The sequence below is a fragment of the Frondihabitans sp. PhB161 genome (assembly GCF_003814635.1).
Taxonomy (GTDB): domain Bacteria; phylum Actinomycetota; class Actinomycetes; order Actinomycetales; family Microbacteriaceae; genus Frondihabitans.
In genome coordinates, this window is sequence record NZ_RKQW01000002.1 from 612506 (window position 1) to 630992 (window position 18487).

The following is an 18487-nucleotide window of genomic DNA, read 5'->3' on the forward strand; positions in this document are numbered from 1 at the left end:
TCTAGCCGACCGCTACTCTGCCCTCGTTCTCCACGACGAAGACCTCCTCCGGGCGCTGAAAGTGCCCGAGGAACCTCTCGTGAAGAACGGGGGCAGAGCCGTGTACCTGCGAGCGGTATTCGCCTAGCGCACGAGCTTTGGCGGCTACGTGGTCGCCGGTCAGCGGCAGCGTGGCCATCGTCGACCACGGGGTATTCGCGTGTTCGGGGTTGCCCCAGTGCCACAGCCAGATCGGGTACGCCCACAGCTGCCGTTGCTCGCGCCGACACACCTCGAGGGTGATCTCGCCCAGAACACGGTGGTCGCGGTGCCCGTCGCCCTGCCACGGTGCGACCACGAGGGCGCGCGGAAATTCGCTCAGGATCCCACCGGTCGCCCGGGCGACAAGGTCACGGTTCTCGCGAATGGCACCGTCGGTCACTCCGAGAAACCGGACGTCGTCGATGCCGAGGTCACGGGCTGCCGCCTCCGCTTCCGCGGTGCGAACCGCGGCGAGCGTCTCGCCCGGAGTAACGACACCGGCGCCGGAGCCGTCGGTGACGACGACGAAGGTAACCGGGATTCCGGCCGATCGGGCAGAGGCCAGGAGCCCACCGGCACCGAGGGTCTCGTCATCCGGGTGGGCGGCGAAGACGATCACGTGATCGATTCCGTCGAGGCGGAGTCGGGGCAGGCGCTGCCACCTCGGATCCGCGTCCCATTCCCGTGCCGCCGTGCCGGGGTCGGCGGCGTCGAAGCTCACCACTCGATGTCGGAGTCGCGCACGCTTCGACCGAGGGAGGCGTCGTCGCGCTCTCCGTGGTGCTGGCGAATGTAGACGGTGAGGTCGGCCACCCGCTTCGCGTGGGATTCGTCACGCACGAGGGGTTCCGGTCCGAGGGCGTGCCCGACGTGGAACATCGCGCCCTCCGCGGCTCGGGCGACGGTGGAGCGGAGGCGCTTGCCGAGCACGACCGCCTCGTCGCCGGAATCGAGCACGGCGGCGGCTGCCGCGAAGGCCCGACGGGATTCGGCCAGGCGGGCGTCGACCACGCCGAGATGCATGAGCGTGATGTCATCGCCTCGACCACCCGGTCGTCGAGTCGCCTCGAGCAGAGAGCGGCCGAGCCCGGTCGCGCCGCCCAGCCAGCACGCGGCGACGCTGATGCCGCCCCAGGCGAACCCGGGGCGATCGAGGTACCAGCCGGTCGCGCCCACGGGAGTCGCCGGGCTTTCGTCGAATTCGACGGCGTTGCTCGGGATCTCTTCGAGACCTCGAGAGTGCCACTCGGCCGACGACACCCGCACACCGTGCTCCGACAGCTTGACGCGGAACAGTCGCCGCTCACTCTCGCTCACCCAGGCCGTCACGAGGGCGTCCGAGAGCGATCCCCCGAGCGAACACCACTGCTTCACGCCGGTGAGACGCCAGCCGGTGTCGCTTTCGCGAGCTTCGACGCGATGACCGGAACCCTCCGACGCGAACACTCCCCAGGTGCCGCCGCGCACATGGCTCGACGCCTCCTGATCGAGGATGGTCTGAGCGTCGATGTGCGGCTCGATCGCGCGCGCGAGAGCGAGATCATGCGAGGCGAGAGTCGCCAGCGCCTCCCACACATCGAGTGTCGCGCCCTGACCGACGAAGGGGCGGAGCGGATTCAGGGCGACGCCGAGGTCGAGCGCGTCGTTCACTGTCTGGGGGTTCGCATCCAGGACCGCCTGGGTGATGCGACCCACGGGTGCTTCGGAGAGAGCAACTCGTTTCATGTCGTCGCCTTTCTGGTGAGAGTCACGACGTCGAGCACGAAATCGGGCTCTTCGTGGTGCACAACCGGCGTGAACTCGGGGTGCTGCGTGAGCGCCTGATGGACGGCGTCACCGGATTGCCGGAAGTCGGACGCCGGGTGCCGCCAATGGCACGCCACCACCGTGCCGCCCTCGGTGAGCTGCGACGCGATCGTGCCAACAAGGTGACGCCAGACGTCGCCGTCGAGGTAGTAGGCGACCTCCGACACCACGACGAGATCCCACTGACCGGCCGGCAGCCCGTCCGACACATCGCCCTGCGCGACCCGCACGTGAGCCAGACCGGCGAGTCGCTCGCGAGCCGTCTGCACGGCACTCTCGGCCAGGTCGACGGCGAGGATCCGATCGCTCCGGCCCGCGAGCTCCTCGGTCAGCACCCCGGTGGAGCAGCCGATCTCGAGCACCGCGCCGTATCGCTCCCGGGGCAGGGCGGCGAGCAGCACGGCACGCTTGCGAATCTCGTACCAGCTCGTCTCGACCGACCACGGGTCGGTTGCACGCAGGTGCGTCGCTTCGAAGTGCGATCGCAGGGCGCCGTGTGACTCGGCGCTCACGGCTTCGCTTCGTGGTGCGCCCGGCCGTGGCTGCGGCGATCCTCTTTCATCTCCGCTTCGAAGAGGTGGCGCTTGCCGCCGGCCAATTCGTCACGTGCCTTCGACTCGGCGGCCTTGAACGCGGCGTAGTAGTTGTCGTCGTAATCCTCGACCACCTGGAACGTCCATCGGCCGTGGATCACGTTGCGCCCGACGAGCTCGTTCTCGATCTCGTCGGCAATCGACTCCTGGCCGGCCTGGCGGAGCATCTCCACGGCCTCCCCCAGCGCGAGGTCGGCCTTGCCGGTGAGTCGATGGAATCCGTAGAGGTAGCCGCGGGCGTGCTCCACGACCTCAAGGGCCTCAGACATCTTGCCGAGGGCCGCCACCGTCGCGTCGTCGAGACCGGCCGGTCGGCGGTGTGCTGCGTCGGGTCCGTCGGATCCTTGTCGTGGGCTGTCTTCACTGGCGCTCATACGTCGAAGTATGGCCCTCCCTCCCGGGGTGTCGCCCACCGTGGACGGGCACAGACCGGCCCCAGCCACCGCATGCCACGATGAAGGCCACCCCGACCCGAAGGATCCGATGCGACTCCTCCTCATCCGCCACGGCGAGACCGCTGACAACGTCGCTCGCACCATCGGCTCGCACCTGCCCGGGCCGGCCCTTTCGCCGACCGGCCTCGAGCAGGCTCGCGCCCTCGCCGATCGTCTCGCCGCCGACGAGGTCGCCGTCGTGCACTCTTCGCGGGCGCTGCGGGCGTCGCAGACAGCCGCCGAGGTGGCCGCCGCCCGGGGTCTGGCACACCACGAGATCGACGGATTGCACGAGATCGATGCCGGCGACCTCGAGGGGCTCCCCTACGCCGAGGCCTTCTCCGGCTACGCGGGCACGATGCAGCGCTGGTGGCACGACCCCGACGCCCGCATCCCCGGGGGCGAGAGCGGCACCGAGTTCATGGCCCGCTTCAGTGCTGCCATCGACGCGGTTGCGAACGCATCGAACGAGGTCGCCGTCGTGGTCTCGCACGAGGCCGCGATCTGCGTCTGGGCCTCCTCGACGGCCACGAACCTCGATGCCGAATTCAGTCGCACCCACGGTGTGCAGAACACCGGCGTCGTGGAGCTCCACGGCTCCCCCGCCGAGGGCTGGCGAGCCGTGTCGTGGGATGGCGCGCCCGTCGACTAGTCGCTTCCGGTAGTGCGGTCGGCACGCTCCCTGAGGGCGTCGAACACCGGTGCGTAGGCTGCCCGGAGCTCCTCCCACGACGCGTCCATCAGCTCGGCCGACGGGGTGTCTACCACCGCGGCATAACCGTGTTGCGCCCGGGGCACTGGGTCGCCCGGCAAGACCAGCGACTGCACGAACGCGCCCGTGTCTTTCTCGAAGGTCAGGGTGTGTGAAGCGACGTTGCGGCCCCAGTCGGCGGATGGCCACGACAGGAAGGCGACGTGCCGCGGTTCGGTCGACAGGTCGGTCGCCGAGACATAGCTGCCGAAGTGCTCTTCGCCGAGCGAGAGGATCTTGTAGGCGCCGTTGTCGAGGTACACCAGGAGCGCCTCCGGGAACGGCTTCCGCCCGTACATTGCCGTGTACCGCAGCGCTTGTGCGAGCACGGGCGTGCCCAACGGCACCTCGATCTGATGCTGCGCGGGTGGGTTGACCTGGTCGACCATCATGTCTCCGATCGGAGTAGCTGGGGTTGCAAACGACGCCCACAATAGCGGCACCACCTGTCGCAAAAACGACTCCGTTTGCTGCGAGCGCGAAGGCACTTTTGAGCATTTTTTGAGCTACGACCCCGGCCACGGTTTTATATTTTTGGTGTCTGAATCCGGGAGGGTTCGGCACCACCAACTCCACACGCAGCACCCAAGAAAGGGGACTCTTCATGGCTATGTCTTTTGATCCTTTCACCGAGATCGACCGTCTCACCGCCGGTCTTCTCGGAACCCGGCAGGGGCCCAAGTTCATGCCCGTCGACCTGTATCGCGATGGCGATCGGTACGTCTTGAACGCAGACATGCCCGGTATCGACCCCGGGTCGGTCGATATCGACGTCGATGGTCAACTGCTGATCATCCGCGCCAACCGGACGGCCGACACCCGCGACGGCGTGAAGTGGCTCAGCCAGGAACGTCCGCATGGCTCGTACCTACGCCAGTTCTCGGTCGGCGAGGGCATCGACTCGACCAAGATCACGGCGCACTACGACAACGGCGTTCTGTCGCTGGTGATCCCGGTCAGCGAGAAGGCCAAGCCTCGCAAGATCGAAGTCACCACCGGCCAGGCCTCCGAGCTCAGCTCGGGTCAGGGTTCGGAACAGCACTCACTCAACAGCTGACGGCGAGGGTGGGGGCCCTCCATGAGGGCCCTCACCCCACCCTCTCACTACGCACCGGCGAGGAGGCCACCATGCTTCGGGTCGCAGCTCTCGACACTCCCACCCGGGATGACATCGACGACGTCATCCGCGAAGCGGAACAGATACTCGTCGACGCCGTCCTCGACGACGCAACCCGCGTGACCATCACTCGGGCAGCACCGCCACTGACTCCAGCCCGTGCAAAACCCGCGGCCACGCCCGGTTGCTCGACGACGTCATGGCGCCGCATCTCACGTCCGACAACCTCGACGCCTTGGGCCCGCTCACCTCCGAGGCGGCCGACACACGACTAGCTCCTCCCGGGGCGGGAACCGGCCTTTGCCAGTTCCCGCCTCGGCCTTTGCGACTGAGGAGGAGACAGCTCACGCACAACGACGCCGTCGCGCGCATCCCTGTCTGACGAAGCTGGAGAGGTCGCCCGGTTAGACGACCGCAGACTCGTTCAGGCCTGCTGCGTGCTCTGTGACGTATCGACGGGCTCGCCGAATGCGGACCACCTGCAGCGGAAGGATGACGACCAGCACCGCCACGAGAATCACGATGAGGATGATCGAGAAGCTGTCGCCTATACCTTCTTGCAACGTATTGACCTGCTGCAACACGATTCCTGCGTAGAGCAGCACGAGGTAGGCCAGCTGGAACGACATTGTGATCGAGATCACGGCTGCGTATCGGGCCGCAGCGGTCATGTCCTGAGGATCCAACTCCCCCGGCTTCTTACGGACGACGACTTTCGCGATGCGTCGGAGTCGAGCGGGATCCCGATCAGTGACATCGCGCAACCGTCGGTTCCACGGGAGGGTGGAGAAGAGCGCGACACCGCCGCCGGCGATGCAGGCAAAAGACAGCGCGAAGATCAGAACCTGCAGCAGGCTCAAACTGCGCGGGACCACCGCGCTCAGCACGCCAAGGCCGACGAGGCCAAGAGCAAGCACTCCGACGAACGTGACCGCCACGGTCACGATCTTCCGCCGGATCTCGGTCGGCTCAATCGCCACCCACTCCTGCTGCGGCCTCGGGTGAGCCCGGTCGTAGCGGTAGGCGACCGGCCCGACCAGCAGTGCCACCGCCGTCAAAATGGCACCGGTGCCGATGAAAACGATCGGGATGAGCGGAGCGCTCGAGGTTGCCACAGCACACACGACAGTGATCACAGCGGCGACGCCCTCGAGGCCGATGACAATCGACACAACGCGGCGGAAATACCGTCGAGACTCCTCCGACCCGGCGACGTCCCAGTACGCGCGAAACGAGCCGATGGTCAGAGGTCCGTAGACGAACGGAATCATGGCCAGTGTCTGCGCGAAGATCCATGCTGGATTCTCGGAGTTCCCCTGAAGAACAAGAAGCACCACTCCCCCCATCAGGATCCCAGTGGCCAACACGATGGTGAGAATGAACGCGGCGATGCGCATGAGCCGACTTTCGGGGTAGGCGGTGACTTTCGCTCAGCTTGGCAGAGTGGCCGTCGCCGCGCCAAGGGCCGGTCGAGTCGCTCGCGCTTTCGGCCCGCTGCGCTGCCTGGTCACATCACATAAGGATCCGAGTCGCCGACTCCCGAAGCACGGCGCCTCTCTTCAGCCCTAACGCCCGCCGGGTGACGACCACAACCGGCCGTTCCCTGCCTCGCTCACTTTTGGCCCCGGACCAGCGGAGCTGGCGGTGACGCCGCCCATGCGCTACATTCCGAGCAGAGGGAAAAATCCCGTTCGGCTTCGGTCGGCGGAAATGCGCACGCGTCTCATGGGAGTCGCCACTTCTTCCTCGAAGGAGTGCGCCTATGTCCGTGCAAACAAGTTCCTCTCCCCGTGTTACCGCCCCACCGGAGCGGCTCCGCGACGCGTGGATCGCCCTCGCCGGACTGTCGGCCGTTTTCCTGTTCGAGATGCTCGACAACTCGATCCTGAACGTCGCCCTGCCCACAATCGGCCGCGACCTCGGCGCGGCAACCGCAGCACTCCAGTGGGTATCGGGGGCGTACTCGGTTGCATTCGGTGGCCTCATGCTCCTGTTCGGGGCCGTGGCCGATCGCTCCGGCAGGCGCCGAGTCATGCTCACCGGTCTCGCCCTCCTTGCCATCGCAAGCGTCCTGACCGTGTTCGTCACGTCGATGGAACAGCTCATCGTCGTCCGAGCCCTCATGGGAGTCGCCGCGGCGATGACGACCCCCGGAACGATGGCCCTGGCTTTCCGCCTCTTCACAAGGGAGGATCTCCGGATCCGGGCATTGACCGTGATCTCCACTGCCGGGCTCGTCGGTCTGGCCATCGCACCGACTGTCGGCGGGTTCGTGCTCGCGGTCGCCCCCTGGCAGGTGCTCCTGCTGGCCACCGCTCCCATCGCCGCCCTCGCCTTCGTCGGAATCCGTGTCGGTGTCAGCACCGATCAGAAAGCCGACCTGCACCGTGATCCGATCGACGTCCTCGGCGCCGTCCTCGGCAGCGTGACCGTCCTCGGGATCCTCGTCACACCCACGCTCTTCGTCACCCACGCTGGTACGGGTTTGTCGTGGGGGTCAGTTGCCGTCACTGCCCTCTCGATCGCCGCTTTCGTGATCCGGGAGCGGTCGGCCCGCTTTCCGCTCCTCGACCTGCACCTCATCGCCACGCCCTTGGTCTCCAGCGGTCTGGCCTACAAAGCCGCGGCGGGTCTTGCCATGGCGGGCCTGTCGTATCTGGTCACTCTGCAGCTGCAGCTCGCGTGGGGGTGGTCGCCGGCTCTCGCCGCCGTCGGCACCCTGCCCCAGGTCGTCGTCCTCCTTGCAAGCGGACGGTTCGTGGGCCCCTTCGTCACCCGGGCAGGTCTTGGCCGTGCCGCGTGGATGAGCGCCGCCTCAGTGGTCGCCGGCCTTGCCGTGTTCGCGACCCTCGCCCGATTCGGCTACGTCTGGGTCGCCCTCGCGCTAGTCCTCGTCGCAGCCGGCATGCGAGTCGTCGGTGTCGTCGCCGGCAACAACGTCCTTCGGGGCCTGCCAGAGAACCGCACCTCGATCGGCGCCGCCCTCGTCGACACCGCCAGCGAGATCGCGACCGCCGTCGGGATCACCGCCACCGGCACCATCCTCGCCGCCCTCGTGGCAGGCAGCATCACCAGCGGGTCCTGGACGCCGACGCGAGTCGACTCGTTCGAGACCGCCCTCACCATCGCCGGCCTGACGATCACCGCCATCGCCGTAGCCCTCGTCGCGCTCGGCATCGTCCGTGCCCGCCACGCCACCAGCCCGTCCACCACCACCACCACCACCACGGAGCCCACTCATGTCTGACCCCACCATTCGCCCCACGTTTGACCCGGAACTGCAGACCTTCCTCACCGCCCTCGAAGCTCGAGGACCATTCACGCTTTCGACCGAGATGCTGCCCCGGATGCGCCAGCTCGACACGACGGAAGCAGAGCTCGACGAGAAGCTCCGCGACCGTGGTTACGAACGCCGAAGCGTCACCGTGCCCGGGCATTTGGGCGACCCCATCGAGCTGGCCGTCATCCAGAGAATCGGCCGCACCGGCGCCACGGCCGCCGTCTACTCGATCCATGGCGGCGGGATGATGTTCGGTCACTACCTCGGCAACCTCGACTCCTATGACGACTGGCTCCTCGACCACGACGTCGTCCTTCTGAGTATCGACTACCGCCTCGCCCCCGAATACCCCGACCCCTACCCCGTCGAGGACTGCTACGCCGGTCTCGTCTGGGTCGCAGCCCACGCCGACGAGCTCGGCATCGACCCCGATCGGATTGTCATCGCCGGCCAAAGCGCGGGCGGCGGGCTCGCCACCGGCACAGCACTCCTCGCACGTGACCGGAAAGGGCCGGACTTGTTGGCGCAGATCCTCGTCTCACCGATGCTCGACGACCGCGACAACACGGTGTCCACGATCCAGATCGACGGGGTCGGAGTTGCTGACCGGCAGATGACTCGCTTCGGCTGGGACGCCTACCTCGGCGCCCGCCGCGCCACCGACGACGTCTCCATCTACGCCGCACCCGCCCGCGCCGAAAACCTCTCTAGCCTGCCAAGGACCTACATCGACTGCGGCAGCACCGAGGTGTTCCGCGACGAAACCGTCGCCTACGCCAGTGCCCTCTGGGCCGCAGGAGTCGACGCCGAACTGCACGTCTGGCCGGGCGCCTTCCACGGATTCACCAGCATGATGCCCCAGGCCGTTATCTCGATAACCGCGACCGCCGCCCTGCGCGACTGGACACGACGAACCCTCGGACCACCCGCGCCGGTCGCAGAGGTTTCAAGTCGCGCGCCCCAGGTGTCTCCTAGCTGAAGTGTGCCGGAACCCCGGGGCTTCAAGACGAAATGATCGGTTGCAGTTATCCCCCGGTCACCGTGCATCGGCACCGTACGGGGTAAACGTGCATCTCCATGCCCGCAGGCATCCCACTTGACTGCCCGACGAGGAGCGAGCGGTGGTCGTCCCTCCCGCGGACTTTGTCCTAGCGTCAAGTTAGAGCCTGTGGTTGGCTCAAGTTATGTCGAGGAACATCCCAATTCGGGCCGTTGCGCTGTCCGCTGGAATCGGCCTCGTGGTTGGCGGTCTGGTCATTGCACTGCTAGGCCATCTGGCAGTTTCCATGGGTTCATGGACTACCGGTCTTGTGGCTGCCGGCATAGCTATCTCCGCTGTCGGCCTTGTTGCCGCCATCGTTGGAGCCCTCGGCTTCGCGATGTTCGGATCGGCGAAGAACCCCCGCGATCCGACCTGAAACGGAGCGTTCCAGGCACGCTGAGAGTTCCTAACCGAGAGAGGTCTCGACGGTCATCTGATCGTGGCGATTCCGGAGGAGAGTGATGGCATGGAAAACGATTTGATGGTGTCACGTTCGGGGGCGCGAAGCTCGGCCACCTTCTCTATTAAAACGACTCGAGAGTCACTGCCCGCGTTGATCTCCGAGGTGATCCGCACATCAAGGCGCTTCAAGCTCAAGGCCGCCCGCGCAGACGGAGCCACGCTGACCGTGGGATTTACCTGGCGAGTGTGGGCTGGGGTGATCGAGCTCAGCTTCGCACCCGTACAGGGTGGCTGGGCCGAGGTTGAAGCAAGTTGGCGACCGACCGTTACTACAACAGTCATCGACTACGGCCAAGGCGCCAAAGATCTTCGACGGCTCTATAAGGAACTCCTGGCCGCAAGCGAACGCTAGATGTTCGACCTCCAGGGCTCACCACGTTCGGTCTGAGTCGAGGTATGTTCTCCAAATGAGAGAGTCACAACGCACGCCAACGACTGGCTGGCGGGATATGCCGTGGTGGCTTGTCGTTGCAATCGGACTGTCTTTAGCCCTGATTATTACGGCCATCGTGATGTCTGTCGCGCGGATCGAGCACGCGCAAAAGATATGGGATGTCGCCATCCTGGTTACAGCTGCGTCATCCGTGGCGCGGGCTGTTTCCCGTAGTCGCTCCAAACGGAGCCCCGACGATCGTTAGTCGTTCTTCGAGTGAATCTTCAATCAATCGTGAGACCACTCCACGTCCGCAAACTCGCGCACTTCCTCCCGCAGCTTCTCAACAACAATTGCTCCTTCAACTAACCAAGGCGCTTCGTGGCCAGGGCGCCACTGCGGACGGTCAAGGTTGTAGTCAAAACCAATCTCCCAGGCGTCGAACCATTCCCGCATTCGCTTCGTCAGTTCTGGGGATAAGCCGTAGTCACGAGGTGTCGTGGTGTACGCATCGGTTCCTGTTTCCCAGAGTGGCCAGCGACGTGCGGCGCTGGGAAACACCCGAATGACGCGGCGGGGGGATGTTGTCATGTAAGTCAACCTATTCGTGCACGGAAACGGTTCCAATTGAGTGCGTCAAGTAGCCTCGCTCCATGCAGAGGGTAACGGGCGTCGTCATTTCGTGGAGCGAAGACGAAGGATGGGGCACCCTGCGATCGGACTCGGCTCCTTCCGACGTGTTCGCCCTCTTCTCCGACCTGGACATGGAGGGATATCACGCCCTGCAGCCGGGCCAAAAGGTCGAGTTTCTCCTCGAGGACTACCCGCGGGGTCAAGATGGATGCGTGTTTCGAGCCGAAGAAGTTCGCGTCATTGGCCGATGACGCGCAGACCCAAGGCCGCGGCGGGCGGATGAACGGTAGCGGTTCCTCTGCGAACGCTGTTCTCGCTGGGCGGTGGACGTCCAAATTGCGCGCCTAGAAAGACTTTGTCGTTTTGCTGCGGCGTAGTGGAGGATCGGCGTGATTTACCTAGTGTCCATCGAGAGCGTGGCAGCCTCCGTCAAGAACGAAGCCGGCCGTGTCGACAACCACCGTGCCTGCTGAATCAACTGATCCCACGAGGCAGCCGCTTTCGTTGACTTCCGCCTCGAACTTCACGAGGCCATCGCCCGGATAAACGGCGATCCACGGATCTGGGGCACCAACTGACGCGAGGACAGTGCGGACGTCTTTTTCGGTGGCCGGATGGGTGAGTCTCGTGAGATCGCCGTGAGCTGCATCGCGGGCTTTGTTCGTGCTGGCCTCGGCGAGGGCCGGGAGTGTGGTGCGGTTGTGGTGGCGTTTGTTGTCCGAGTAGGCCAGCGGTCCATCAGCCGGGCCAGCTGAAGGGGCGCTCGTGTCTGAATCACCGGGAAGGGTCGTCGAGGTGGGCGCGGGGGTCTGTACCGTCACGGTCGGTGCGGCGGACGGCGTGGCTGAAGCGCACGCCGTTACGCCGACCGCGACCATCCCAGCAACCGACAGCCCCGCCAGAAAATGAATACGCACACTTCCCCCTCTTCGCCAACCGGGCGATTCTGTCAGATGCGAAATGCAATCGCTACCTCTCGAAGATGCCCCTCGTCGGGCCTGCCCAACAGCCAAGCGTGAAAGCGGGCTTTCCGGTCGCTAAGGCGGCGGCGACGAATCCTGCCTAGGCAGATTCTGCGCGAGGGCACGCACTGGGCCTTGGGACAGTGACCCTTAGGGAAACAATGTGGCTGACGCAACACCCCGGCAGGTGCTTTCACGCGAAGTCCGCGGCGCACGCTCAAGGTTCCCCTCCGCGCTCTAGGGCGTCCGGCATAATTCGGGCGACGGCGAATTGACGCTCCGTGGTCGCCGTGTCTTGACCTTCGTTGTGATTCTAGAGAGCCTTAGCCCATGGCCATAGACAGCGCCCGACGTCGTCAAGCGCGAATCTACTTCTTCGGCGGCCTTGCGTACGTAATCCTCTTCGGCATCCTCATGCTCACAGCGTTTCCCCCGTCGAAGTCCATCGTGCCTCCATTGATGATCGGCATCGGCCTGATCGAAATGGTCGTAGCAGCTCTCTTCTGGTACCGATCCACGAGACGACCTGCACGCTAGTGGTTCCCTCTCGCGCACCCGAATCGTCTTGTAACTGGAGGGTGCCGAAGGAATCCAGTACCGTCATCTCACCCACCCGAGGAGCTGAGACTATGTCGAATCTGCAGCGCCCTTCCGCTTTTCAGGACGGGGACACGGGTGTTGGGAAGACGCCCCCGAAGCGCGAGAGATGGCCGTCGTGGGCGCGGATCCTGGTCGTCTTGGTGGCGGTGATCGGCATCTTGTTCGGATTCGCGCAGTGCACCGAGTACCAGGCGCGGCTCGTGCCGGACCTGCCCTCCGGGGCGAAGCAGGTGCTCGCCCGCCCCGCCACCGACGCGGGGGTGATCGGGACCTCTCGCACCAACAGGGACATCACTGTCGTGCAGAAGAAGGGCAGGATCCCCGTCGACCTGGTTCCCGTGCGCTGGAGCACCGGCACGCTCCACCCGGCCTCCCGCGACCTCCTCATCACTTGGGGGTACGGCAACTGCGGTGTGCCCGACCGCGAGACCGATGTGTTCCGCCTCGAGACCCCCGACTCGGTGCTCATCGACGTGTGGGACGACACCCGCAAGGACCTTCCGCTCGGAACGGCGTGCGCTGGCGTCGGCCTCACCGGCACGGCGACAGTGCACCTCGCGGAGCCACTTGGCTCGCGGACGCTCGAGCTGCACGAGATCGCTCCACGCTGACGCACGCTGGTAATAGTCAGTGCTCGGCTTCGCGGCATGACCAGCTTAAGTTTGGGGAGGGTTCCGTTCTGCGCACGTCAAGGAGACGTCTAAATCGACAGCAGCCCCCTTCGCCAGATCCACCCTCCGGCCGATCCATTGACCTCTTTGGGCCGATGCGACACCGTCCAACCTCCCCGTAGCGTCGAATTGTGACAACGGGATGGGACGACACCGGCGAGCTCTACAGAGAGCGGACGACGCAGCGCACCGCCGCCCAGTCCTGGATCCTCGCACTCATCGCCATCGGACTACCTGCCGCATGGTTAGCCGGCATAGTCTTCGCACGCTGGTTCGAAGGGCATGTCGGTTACCAGGAGGCACCGTTCGGTCCCTACCCCGGTTACGTGCACCCAACCGACGCGCAGACGAGGGTGCATCTCACCGCTGCTGCCCTCGAGACGTTGACGCTGCCAGCGATGGTCGCCGGGATGGTGTGCGGCTTCCTGTCGCTACGGCGGCCGCGACCGGACGTGCTGCCGGTCGCCGCGACCGTCATTAGCTGCGTCGCCGTGCTACCCGGCGTCTGCGTGAAGGTGCTCGGGTTGGTCGAGTTCATCTTCCAGTCGTAGCCGCCGCCTGGTTGGGCCGAGAAACACCCACTCGAATCGGTTTCTCTTTTTCCACCGATGCAGGGCTCGTTCAGCCAAGAACTGGAGATAGGTAACTCCCGTTAGGACCACAAAGCTCAAGGGGCGAACAGCAAATCCACCGGTGGTCGACTAACTACCAAAGGGCAAAAGGATGCCGAGCAAACACAGGGAGAAGAAGCGACAACCTGGTGTGTGGGGCCTGGCTATAGTCCTACCTGGACAGGAGTGCCATTCTGGTAGGCGTCCAGCCGATAAAAAGAGCAGCGAGGCAATGAGCCCCACCGTCGAGGAAGTCCAGAGATCCGCGGATGCCCAGCGCGAGCTCGCGCTCACGCTCTTCCGGGCCGTCCCCGAGAGCGACTGGGTCACAGTAGTCGCCACCTTCGTTGAAGGCGGAGCAACCAATATCGGACACGCGAAATTCATCCGACCGGATTCCTCGTTCGGATCCATCAGGGGAGGATGGGCCGTCTTCGAGGCCTGGACTGCTGTCCGAGCGTCCATGGTGGACGGCACGAAAGGCACCTGGCTGTCGGCCGAGATCACGCTCGAGGCCGCAGGCAAATACCATTTCGACTTCAACTACGACGTTCGACCCTATGGCGGAAGAAGCGCCGGCCTGTTCGCGCCGCTGGACGACCCCTCCACCGCTATGCCGACGGACGACGACTGGCGCGAAGACCTCCGCCGATACCCGCGCTCGCCTGAATTTCTCCCCAACTGGCTCGCCGCCCTCGCGGGTGAGGGCGACGCGCCGGTCGTCGCGCCCCACGAGGCGCTCGACTCGTCCCTCATCATCGCCGCCCTCGCAGCACCAATCACCTGGCCGGAAGAGCTCGCCATGCTCGAAAGCTCGCCCGAATGGACAGAACTGTACGACGCAGTCTCGGCCAGCACCGCGGTGCAACTCGACGTGAACCGCGACATCACCTCAATGCTCGCCTCCGAGAGCAAGCGCGCCGAGTGGGGCGGGTGGCTCGACAGCCTTCTACAGGCTGTGTTCAGCGACGTATTCGCAAACCGCATCGAGTCGGGCGACGTCGCCGGCCTCGAGCGGGTGTGGCGTCCTCTTGAGGCCGCGGGCCTCGCGAAGGCGCCGACGGGACTCGAGAACATTGACCGGTCGGCACCCGTCACCGGGATCGGCGGCAACATGCCCGACGTCGTGGTGCGACTCATCGATGACGTCTCCCACGCACTCGGTGTGCTGATCGCAGGCCAGTTGATCAACCGGTTCGGGTTCGCGCCGGAGGCGTGAGAAGCGAGGGATCTCAGCCCCGATGCCGCGAACCATTGACGCCGCAAGGCATTAGGTATCCAGTGGCATCACCTTTCTCGCTGGCTGTAGTCGACACCCTCCTGTCCCGAGGGCCAGACCGGTGTCACCCGCTGGCCGTCAGTCAGCAGAGTCGTGGAACACGGCTCGGAGCTTAGGTCGTATAAGGCGAGCCTCGGCGATAGGGTGTCGAAATCAGTTGCGGAGCGCGTGGGGGCACAGTGCAGTCATCAGACAGCGAGTCAGCATCAGGATCGTTAAACCAGTTCGCAGGCGTGGCTGTCATGAGGGGGCGCCGGGCCTCGACGATCACGGGAGCCGCAAGGGCATCCTCCGATGCCCTTGTATCGCTCATCGACAGGGTCATCCGATGAAACACGACACGACTATTCCTAGGCGTGGTTTCTTGGTCGCTGCAGCAGCCGTGGCGCTTCTGGTCGCGAGCGGATGCACGATGTCCACACCCTCGGTGATTGCGACCTCACACCGAGCAACCGCGGTAAGCCCCTCTCCGAGCCAGATGTCCGCGCCTCTCCTGCCTGCCAAGGATCTGGGCCCCCGAGAAGGGGCGGACGGAGAAGCGACACCTAGGGAAGACGGTGTCTTTGAATACGTGGTGGCGTCGGGCGACACTGAGACAGGCATCGCTTCGCGGTTCCGAATTTGCGTCGGTGACGTTCAAAGCTCCACCGGTGATTTGTCTATCTTTGCCGGTGATCGGATCAGTCTTGAAAAGACGACAGGCGTGCCTCTGGGCTCATCGAAATGTGTCCAGCCTGGCGGATAAAAATGCGTCGCTCCGACGCCTGCGAAACCGACAGCAGACCAGCGAGACAACTGATGGGCCGACCTCAAAGGCTGGTCCTGAGCGAACCTTCGCGACCATCTCGAAAGACAAGCGGCCAAGCAAATAACCGTCTCGATCAATCGAGGGACGAGACCTGCACGGACCGGATGCCGAGTACCCGTAGTTCGGTGATCAGTCCGTTCGCGCGGCGCTTCGTCGAGTGAGACAAGTCCACTGATGCGGCACGCGGGCGTCCCGCAATCGGTTGCGCAGGGGGTCTGGGGCAAGGAGCCCCTATCGAGCGAGCTCGTCCTCGACGAAGGCCGGCCGCGCCAATGTCACGGCCGGAATAGTCGCCACGAGTGCGACGACGAGCAGGAAGAGCAGCGGCAAGGTCCATCCGTCGCTGACGTCATGTAGGAGCCCGACAAGCAGTGGGCCGAGCGCGCCGAGCGCGTACGCAACCCCCTGTGCGAAACCACTGAGTGCGACGGTGCCTGCGGGAGTCCGCGTGCGTCCGTTGATGAGCACCAGGCAGACCGGGAACAGGATCGAACCCAAGCCGATGAGCAGGACCCACAGCAGCGTCAGCGGGGCGGGTGCGAGGAGAAAGCCGAGGTAGCCAAGCACGAAGCTGACGATGCCGGCGCCGATCAACCAGCCGACGTTCCGCAGCCGGGCGACGAGGAGGGGCGCAAGGAGTGCGCCGGGCACACTGACCAGCCCGGTTACGGCGAGTAGCACGCCTCCCTCGGCCGGGGTCGTCCCTGCGACATCTCCGAGGATCTCAGGGAGCCAGGCGAAACTGGCGTACGTGAGAATCGTGCTGGTCGAGAACGCGAGGGTGATCGACAGCGCTACGCGTGATCGCCATAGGCCCGTGACGACGGTCGCGGTCGACGGCGGGGCGGTGCCGGCATGTGACGCTCGTCGATGGCGCTCCCGCAGAATGACGGCGAGCCATGGAACGAGCGCGGCGATCGAGGTGACCGACCAGATTCCGAGGGAGAATCGCCAACCGGCGAACTGGGCGACGGGCGCTGCGAGGGCAGCGGGCACGGCGGTACTCACGCCGACGATGCAGACGTAGACCGCGGTCAGCAGGGCGACGCGATCGGGAAAGTACCGCCGGACGACAGACGGCAGCAACACATTGCCAATGCCCGTGCCGGCGAATGCAACGATGCTCCCGACGAGTAACACCCCGACGCCCGGTGCCGCCGCGCGGATGAGGTGCCCCGCGGTGATGAGAACCAGCGCGATGACGATGCCGCCATCAAGACCGAATCTGCGGGCGACCCGGGGTGCAATGAACCCCGAGCCGGCAAACAGAAGTGGCGGGAGGGTTCCGAGCCAACCAATGTCGAGGGTCGATAGAGGGATGTCCACGAGGACGTCGCCCAGGATCGGAGAGATCGCGGCGACAGCCTGGCGCAGGGAGAACGCAACGAGCAGGATGCCCACGAGAGCGGCTGTGCGTCCCGCCCACAGCGGCAGGCGACGATCATCAGGCACCCCGCGATTCTAGAGTCGTGCTGACACGCAACTCGATCGAGGGATGCGCCTGGGCCGGTCGACAGGGATACTTAGGCATCGGCCGTATAGCCGCGCGTGAAGGGGGATTCACCATGTCACACGACCAACAGCCCTATGCGGGCCGCCCCAATGCCAGCGAGATGTCGCACTACGGAGGCGTCGCCTACACGCCGCCCGAGCGAGTCGAGTCACGGCTCAGCGACCAGATCGCGCCTCTGTCGCGCTGGTCTCTCGTCTGGCGCCTCGCCGTCGCTGGAGTCCTGGCGCTCCTCGGGGTCATCGATCTCATCCGGTTCTTCATGCTGCTGTCGTCGGGTTCGAGTGCGAACCCGGCCCTCATCGTCGGATCCTTAGCTCTCGCCGTCGTCTTCTTCCTCTACCCGGTGTCCGTCGCGGTGAAGCTCCGAAGGGGCACGCTTTAGAGAGATTAAGGCGACATAACGCCGGCGCAATGCGGGGAAACTTCCCCTTGGCCGATTAGGTGAGCTGTTCCTAGCTCTTCGCCCCCTCCACAATCCACGCGTTCTGAAATGCGCACCCCTCAGGATCCGATTCGCTCGATTTGACCATCGGACGCCAGTTCGGTTTTTCGACCGGCGCGACTCCTAGTCCTTCCGCAATGAGTGCGAGTAGTTGCTCGCTCGTCTTACCCGTTGCTCATCCGCCAGGACGAGGCAGAGCCCCACGAACGCTCCGGCTACGGCGACGCTACACACGATGAGCAGAACCATGCCTCAAGTTTCCGTCGCGCACCATATGACCGCAATAACGGCGTGAACTTGATCGGCCCCGAGGGCACACGGGTGACCTGGGCAGAAACAGTCCCACATTGTTGGTCGCAGATCGCCCATCTGCCCTAGGTTGAGCAGTGGTGAGGAAGCCCGAATCTTTCTCAACTGTCTTTGAGGGGGATCCGTATGTCTGGTGAGTCGCGCCCGGGTGCCGGTCCTGGTGCCGGGTGGTACCCGGATCCTTCTGGGGGTGCGGGGACTCGCTGGTGGGACGGCGTGAGGTGGACGGATCTCGTGGCTCCCCCCGGTGGCTCCCATGCTGCGGGAACCGTTACGCCCGACAGGCCAAGGCTCGATCCGAAGACCCCGATCTACGGCCCGCTGATCTGGCTGATCGTGCTGCTGCCCGTGGTGGTCTGGCCGCTCAGCCTGTCGTACCGGCCGACGATCCGCGTAATCGAAGTGGGCCCCTCTGGCGTGCCCTCCGTCGACCCGGCATCGATCTACACACCGCAGTACATTGCCGTGCTTGCCGCGGGTTTCGTTTTGTATGGAATCAGCGTGGTTCTGGCGTGGGGAGACTACCGACGCCTCACCCGCGTCGGCGTCGTGCGCCCCTTTCACTGGGCCTGGAGCTTTCTCTCGTCGCCGGTGTACGTGATCGGCCGATCGGTGATCGTGCACCGCGTCGCTCCGGGGCGGGGCTTGTGGCCGGTGTGGGTGTTCATCATCGTCGAGGCCGGTGGGCTGGTGCTCGGGGCAATCAACGCGGCCAGTTACGCCCAGCAGCTCTCTGACGTCTTCCGGCCCGGATCGTGAGACGGCTCGCTCGAGATCTGC

At 65.0% G+C, this 18487-nt stretch carries 21 protein-coding genes; 13 read left to right on the forward strand and 8 right to left on the reverse strand.

Annotated features, from left to right (window positions below):
* Position 1: 1 nt before the first annotated feature.
* From EDF39_RS11590 to EDF39_RS11605, 4 genes are read right to left on the reverse strand one after another with little or no spacing between them, the layout of a single operon-like run.
* Positions 2-745 carry a PIG-L deacetylase family protein gene (locus EDF39_RS11590; protein ID WP_158613223.1) on the reverse strand — a complete coding sequence of 248 codons (744 nt, stop codon included), beginning with the start codon at positions 743-745 and terminating at the stop codon, positions 2-4.
* Positions 739-1746: an acyl-CoA/acyl-ACP dehydrogenase gene (locus EDF39_RS11595; RefSeq protein ID WP_055963662.1), complete on the reverse strand. Its 1008-nt coding sequence runs from the start codon at positions 1744-1746 to the stop codon at positions 739-741. Before EDF39_RS11595 ends, EDF39_RS11590 begins: the two co-directional genes overlap by 7 nt.
* Positions 1743-2339, reverse strand: a complete 597-nt coding sequence (locus EDF39_RS11600) for a class I SAM-dependent methyltransferase (protein WP_158613224.1) — start codon at positions 2337-2339, stop codon at positions 1743-1745. The genes EDF39_RS11595 and EDF39_RS11600 overlap by 4 nt, the downstream gene beginning before the upstream one ends.
* Positions 2336-2794 (reverse strand): hypothetical protein, encoded by a 459-nt coding sequence (locus tag EDF39_RS11605; protein WP_123943222.1) that lies wholly within the window; start codon positions 2792-2794, stop codon positions 2336-2338. Before EDF39_RS11605 ends, EDF39_RS11600 begins: the two co-directional genes overlap by 4 nt.
* Positions 2795-2903: 109 nt before the next feature.
* Between EDF39_RS11605 and EDF39_RS11610 the strand changes: the two genes are divergently transcribed.
* Positions 2904-3506 carry a histidine phosphatase family protein gene (locus EDF39_RS11610; protein WP_158613225.1) on the forward strand — a complete coding sequence of 201 codons (603 nt, stop codon included), beginning with the start codon at positions 2904-2906 and terminating at the stop codon, positions 3504-3506.
* Here EDF39_RS11610 and EDF39_RS11615 read toward each other — a convergent pair.
* A complete protein-coding gene (locus EDF39_RS11615) occupies positions 3503-3997 on the reverse strand; it encodes a hypothetical protein (protein WP_233573058.1) in 495 nt (164 codons plus the stop codon). The two genes, EDF39_RS11610 and EDF39_RS11615, sit on opposite strands and share 4 nt — an antisense overlap.
* A gap of 212 nt (positions 3998-4209) precedes the next feature.
* Here EDF39_RS11615 and EDF39_RS11620 point away from each other — a divergent pair, with 212 nt between their 5' ends.
* A complete protein-coding gene (locus EDF39_RS11620; RefSeq protein WP_123943226.1) occupies positions 4210-4662 on the forward strand; it encodes an Hsp20/alpha crystallin family protein in 453 nt (150 codons plus the stop codon).
* A 464-nt stretch (positions 4663-5126) separates the two neighbouring features.
* On the opposite strand, the gene EDF39_RS11625 is transcribed toward EDF39_RS11620, so the two are convergent.
* Positions 5127-6119 carry a hypothetical protein gene (locus EDF39_RS11625; protein ID WP_123943228.1) on the reverse strand — a complete coding sequence of 331 codons (993 nt, stop codon included), beginning with the start codon at positions 6117-6119 and terminating at the stop codon, positions 5127-5129.
* A gap of 365 nt (positions 6120-6484) precedes the next feature.
* On the opposite strand from EDF39_RS11625, the gene EDF39_RS11630 reads away from it, so the two are divergent.
* The 4 genes from EDF39_RS11630 (at position 6485) to EDF39_RS11640 (ending at position 9858) form a co-directional block, all read left to right on the forward strand.
* A complete protein-coding gene (locus EDF39_RS11630) occupies positions 6485-7969 on the forward strand; it encodes an MFS transporter (protein WP_123943230.1) in 1485 nt (494 codons plus the stop codon).
* A complete protein-coding gene (locus EDF39_RS11635; RefSeq protein WP_123943232.1) occupies positions 7962-8981 on the forward strand; it encodes an alpha/beta hydrolase in 1020 nt (339 codons plus the stop codon). Before EDF39_RS11630 ends, EDF39_RS11635 begins: the two co-directional genes overlap by 8 nt.
* Positions 8982-9288: 307 nt before the next feature.
* Entirely contained in the window at positions 9289-9420 is a 132-nt protein-coding gene (locus EDF39_RS17795; RefSeq protein WP_255410120.1) for a hypothetical protein, read from the forward strand.
* A gap of 90 nt (positions 9421-9510) precedes the next feature.
* Positions 9511-9858, forward strand: coding sequence for a hypothetical protein (locus tag EDF39_RS11640; protein WP_123943234.1), 348 nt, complete (start codon positions 9511-9513; stop codon positions 9856-9858).
* A 309-nt stretch (positions 9859-10167) separates the two neighbouring features.
* Here the strand turns inward: EDF39_RS11640 and EDF39_RS11645 are convergent, their stop codons facing one another.
* Positions 10168-10470: a hypothetical protein gene (locus EDF39_RS11645; RefSeq protein ID WP_123943236.1), complete on the reverse strand. Its 303-nt coding sequence runs from the start codon at positions 10468-10470 to the stop codon at positions 10168-10170.
* Between the two features lie 62 nt (positions 10471-10532).
* Here EDF39_RS11645 and EDF39_RS11650 point away from each other — a divergent pair, with 62 nt between their 5' ends.
* The 5 genes from EDF39_RS11650 (at position 10533) to EDF39_RS11675 (ending at position 14575) form a co-directional block, all read left to right on the forward strand.
* Positions 10533-10763: a cold-shock protein gene (locus tag EDF39_RS11650; RefSeq protein ID WP_123943238.1), complete on the forward strand. Its 231-nt coding sequence runs from the start codon at positions 10533-10535 to the stop codon at positions 10761-10763.
* Positions 10764-11804: 1041 nt separating this feature from the next.
* Complete coding sequence (locus EDF39_RS11660) at positions 11805-12011, forward strand: hypothetical protein (protein ID WP_123943242.1); 207 nt, start codon at positions 11805-11807, stop codon at positions 12009-12011.
* A gap of 92 nt (positions 12012-12103) precedes the next feature.
* On the forward strand, positions 12104-12685 hold the full coding sequence (locus EDF39_RS11665; RefSeq protein WP_123943244.1) for a hypothetical protein: 582 nt from the start codon (positions 12104-12106) through the stop codon (positions 12683-12685).
* Positions 12686-12876: 191 nt separating this feature from the next.
* Positions 12877-13296: a hypothetical protein gene (locus tag EDF39_RS11670; protein WP_123943246.1), complete on the forward strand. Its 420-nt coding sequence runs from the start codon at positions 12877-12879 to the stop codon at positions 13294-13296.
* A 292-nt stretch (positions 13297-13588) separates the two neighbouring features.
* Positions 13589-14575 (forward strand): hypothetical protein, encoded by a 987-nt coding sequence (locus EDF39_RS11675; RefSeq protein ID WP_123943248.1) that lies wholly within the window; start codon positions 13589-13591, stop codon positions 14573-14575.
* Between the two features lie 1099 nt (positions 14576-15674).
* Here the strand turns inward: EDF39_RS11675 and EDF39_RS11680 are convergent.
* Positions 15675-16895 carry a CynX/NimT family MFS transporter gene (locus EDF39_RS11680; RefSeq protein WP_123943250.1) on the reverse strand — a complete coding sequence of 407 codons (1221 nt, stop codon included), beginning with the start codon at positions 16893-16895 and terminating at the stop codon, positions 15675-15677.
* Between the two features lie 113 nt (positions 16896-17008).
* Here EDF39_RS11680 and EDF39_RS11685 point away from each other — a divergent pair, with 113 nt between their 5' ends.
* Both EDF39_RS11685 and EDF39_RS11690 read left to right on the forward strand, forming a co-directional pair.
* Complete coding sequence (locus tag EDF39_RS11685; RefSeq protein ID WP_123943252.1) at positions 17009-17338, forward strand: hypothetical protein; 330 nt, start codon at positions 17009-17011, stop codon at positions 17336-17338.
* Positions 17339-17833: 495 nt separating this feature from the next.
* A complete protein-coding gene (locus EDF39_RS11690) occupies positions 17834-18466 on the forward strand; it encodes a DUF2510 domain-containing protein (protein ID WP_123943254.1) in 633 nt (210 codons plus the stop codon).
* Positions 18467-18487 lie beyond the last annotated feature (21 nt).